Origin of the sequence: Pseudoalteromonas sp. TAB23 (assembly GCF_000498075.1) — a bacterium.
Classification (GTDB): domain Bacteria; phylum Pseudomonadota; class Gammaproteobacteria; order Enterobacterales; family Alteromonadaceae; genus Pseudoalteromonas; species Pseudoalteromonas arctica.
The window spans coordinates 1-3,030 of the sequence record NZ_AUTP01000315.1 but is presented as its reverse complement, the minus strand read 5'-3'; the positions used below and the strand labels follow the sequence as shown (position 1 = coordinate 3,030).

Below are 3,030 nucleotides of genomic sequence, written 5' to 3'. Positions count from 1 at the left end.
TGGGGCAGAAACGAGTTACGACTGATAGCACTAAGCTGAATTTCGGCAAAGAACGAATAGCGGTCATTGTGATTGGCTAAAAATAGTTAATTACTCATATTGGTGTTTGTTCACATATACAAGTAAACGTGCTACGAGCAGACATTTGCGCGGCTCGCATACAGTCAAATTTTTACCCCCACAAACCGATATAATGAGGGAAATAAATCAATTACAAGAAAAACGATTTTAATTGGCGAGTTTAGTGTGCTCCAGTTTTTTATTGATCTTTAAGCTTAGCACGCTACAAAGCGGTTCGTGGATGAGTGATAGCCAGGTATTGAGGCGCTAGTTATATTAAGTTGTTCGAGGCGGAGGGTGGACTATATTTATTTAGTCAAGACGATTGAGGCATCTACTTAATAATTGGCTATAAAAAAACATCTTATTCTCTTTTATTGACTACAGTTTTAGGTGGCTACAGCGGTGCTAAAAACAAGAGTTATTAAAAAGGCGTTAGCCTGTGAATAAGTTACAAAACTTTAAGCATTAAAGCCACTCTTCAGTTTATACTCCTGTCGGCCTTTCCCCTAGCTACGGCATCCCCCAAAAAATCACGACACTTCACTCCTCAGAGTGATTCTAAGCGACTTTGTATGAAAAGTGATGCAATTTACCTGTGCCTATGAAATTTCCTTATCGAGCCTCTAAGCTCCATAAAGAGAAGTTTATCAAGGCACGATTAGCTTTTTTTAGCTGGAAGATTGGTGAACGCGTTTTTTAAGGACTATTTTGCATTTAACTCTGTAAAGTCGCGCTCGTTCCTCGCTACGGCTTCGCCTAGTTAAAATTAAAAGCCGCGATATAGTGGGTTAGTTACCCATCCCCCATACATTAACTCTTAATGGGTAATGCTTTTGTAGTTGTTAATGATTTAAAAGTAATGAAAAAGAAATTATAATAATGTTTCTTTTACGTTTATTTAATTATGGAATGATTATGATAAAAAATTTACTTTTAACATCTTTAATTGGACTAGTTTCTTTCTCAAGTTTAGCCTCGGAAACTCCACTTTACACTGAATGCTCAACATGTTTTTCTTTCGAACAGTTCAAAAATACAGCAAGATTAAAAGCTAAAGTAGATCGCCCTCGCGATGTTTATGTAATGAATCTAGATAAATCAATTATTGAGAAATTCAATGTTTCTAAGACCATTACAGGGTACAGGATATTAAAAGGAGATAATGAACCTGATGGTCGTGGTGGTCATATTCAAGATGTAAGAATACCTATATATAGTTGGACTGTAGATAGCTATGGTGTAGAGCAGGACGCTTTAAATACTTTTCATAATATATCTGATGCAAAAAGTGCTGTTGTTGCAAGCTTAGCTGGAGTAAGCGCAACTATTGTGCCTAAAGAGATTGCAGGTAGCGCTTGGGACTTAGTTGGATTTGGTGCAAAACAATATGAAGTTTCATCTTATTATAATGAACATACAACCCTAGAACAGGATATATCGAACTTTACAATCGCAGCGGCAAAAGTTTCTGGCGTTGCTGAAATTGAAAAAGTCTTTATGCAGGTTGCTTTTGATGACAAAAGCATTGCAATATATTCGTTATATGGAATTATTGGTGATGAGCTTATATGGGATTTTGAACATGGTAGAGATGTTGACGGAAACAAAGTTGAACCTACACTTCCTGTAACATCACCACGTACATATACCTTTAAAAAAGGTGGTTTATCAACTTTCTCAAATTTTTATGATGCTGCCGTGCGTTCTGGAGCCCAATTTTACAGTACCTCTGCTAAATCACCTTCTTCTGCAGGTCGAGTTTCTTGTGTAGGCGGTAAAGCTCCTGGTTCATATATATGTACTTATACAAAATAATTAATTAAAAAATAGAGCCTTGTAAAACAAGGCTTTAAAATACATGAAAGTTCAACTCCTATGTAACACTATTTCTAACATCCATTATGAACCTTATTAAGTTTTCTTTTGTTGCTCTGATACTTTGAGCTTTGTTAAATTAAGATATAGAGTAAACATTAATTAATGCAGGGACAGCTACATGAGATTTAGAAAGAGCATCAGAATAGGTAAGGGTTCAAGGGGCAACCTAGGAAAAAAGGGAATTACTAGCATTTCTGTTGGAGGTAAAGGTTGAATTCGAAGAGAGCTTTTATGTTTCATAGCTCTCTTCGATGAATGAACTTAAGTATTCAGCATTGGTCTTTAATTTATTTATCAAACTGTTTTTTCGACTAAGAGCGTTACCGTGATTTTTTGCCTTCTGTTTTTCGATTTTCATTTCTCGTTTATTGTGCTGTATTAATTCGTTTTTTTCAGTCAGTGTATTTCCAATTTCATCCGATTTTCTTTTTTCCTTTTGATAGCACTCGTTTAAATCTTTTTTAGTCTCTGATATTAGTATTTTTTCAGCTTCAATTTCTGCTTGTTCTTGCTCTACTTCGAGCTTAGCTTGGATGCGGGCATTGTCTAGAAGCGTATGGGTCACACATTAAGAATCTTCAATGTCTGCTAGTGGAACTAAGCCGAACTTCGGCAAAGAGCGAATTGCGGTCAGTCAATTGCCATAAGCTAATTAATGATAAGTGGAAACTTTCCCCTATTACGCATGTTCGAAGAACCTACAGTAAGCATAATATTTATAACTGGCAATAACTTATACTATTTGCTACTAATAGTAGATCATAGAAAAAGACATTTTCACGTCAAAATGGGGAATTGTGCTTTTATAAAGCTTTTAGGTGCTTTAGTTTATTTACAATCCAATAAAGCAATCCCATTAAATATATTTAAATACTTAAAAGGAAATGATACATGGCTAAAACTATAGATCAGCTAGTTCGTATCGCAGCAGCGGGCGGTGGGATGCATATCGATGCAAATGGAAAAACAGCAGATCAAATGGTACGTATTGCATCTGCAGCATCAGGCAAAGGTGCAACAATAAATATTATTAATTCATCAAAAAAGACTACGGATGAGTTAGTACGTATAGCAGCTGCCGGTAATGGC

4 protein-coding genes are annotated in these 3,030 nt (G+C 35.8%); 3 read left to right on the top strand and 1 reads right to left on the bottom strand.

Annotated elements, in window-relative coordinates:
• The first annotated feature begins 978 nt into the window (after positions 1-978).
• The gene (locus L654_RS0120650; RefSeq protein WP_024590362.1) at positions 979-1,878 is read left to right on the top strand and encodes a hypothetical protein; all 900 of its coding nucleotides are present in this window, start codon (positions 979-981) and stop codon (positions 1,876-1,878) included.
• A 181-nt stretch (positions 1,879-2,059) separates the two neighbouring features.
• Positions 2,060-2,155, top strand: a complete 96-nt coding sequence (locus tag L654_RS1000000127470; RefSeq protein ID WP_076915493.1) for a DUF4236 domain-containing protein — start codon at positions 2,060-2,062, stop codon at positions 2,153-2,155.
• Between the two features lie 15 nt (positions 2,156-2,170).
• Here the strand turns inward: L654_RS1000000127470 and L654_RS0120645 are convergent, their stop codons facing one another.
• The gene (locus L654_RS0120645) at positions 2,171-2,506 is read right to left on the bottom strand and encodes a hypothetical protein (RefSeq protein ID WP_024590361.1); all 336 of its coding nucleotides are present in this window, start codon (positions 2,504-2,506) and stop codon (positions 2,171-2,173) included.
• Positions 2,507-2,832: 326 nt separating this feature from the next.
• Between L654_RS0120645 and L654_RS01000000126520 the strand changes: the two genes are divergently transcribed.
• Positions 2,833-3,030, top strand: a 198-nt coding sequence (locus L654_RS01000000126520) for a hypothetical protein (protein WP_033027966.1), incomplete at its 3' end; no start/stop codon positions are given.

Bases quoted from the DNA above. Each gene is read 5' to 3' on its own strand.
- L654_RS1000000127470 (WP_076915493.1), top strand. From the start codon at position 2,060: ATGAGATTTAGAAAGAGCATCAGAATAGGTAAGGGTTCAAGGGGCAAC.
- L654_RS0120650 (WP_024590362.1), top strand. From the start codon at position 979: ATGATAAAAAATTTACTTTTAACATCTTTAATTGGACTAGTTTCTTTC.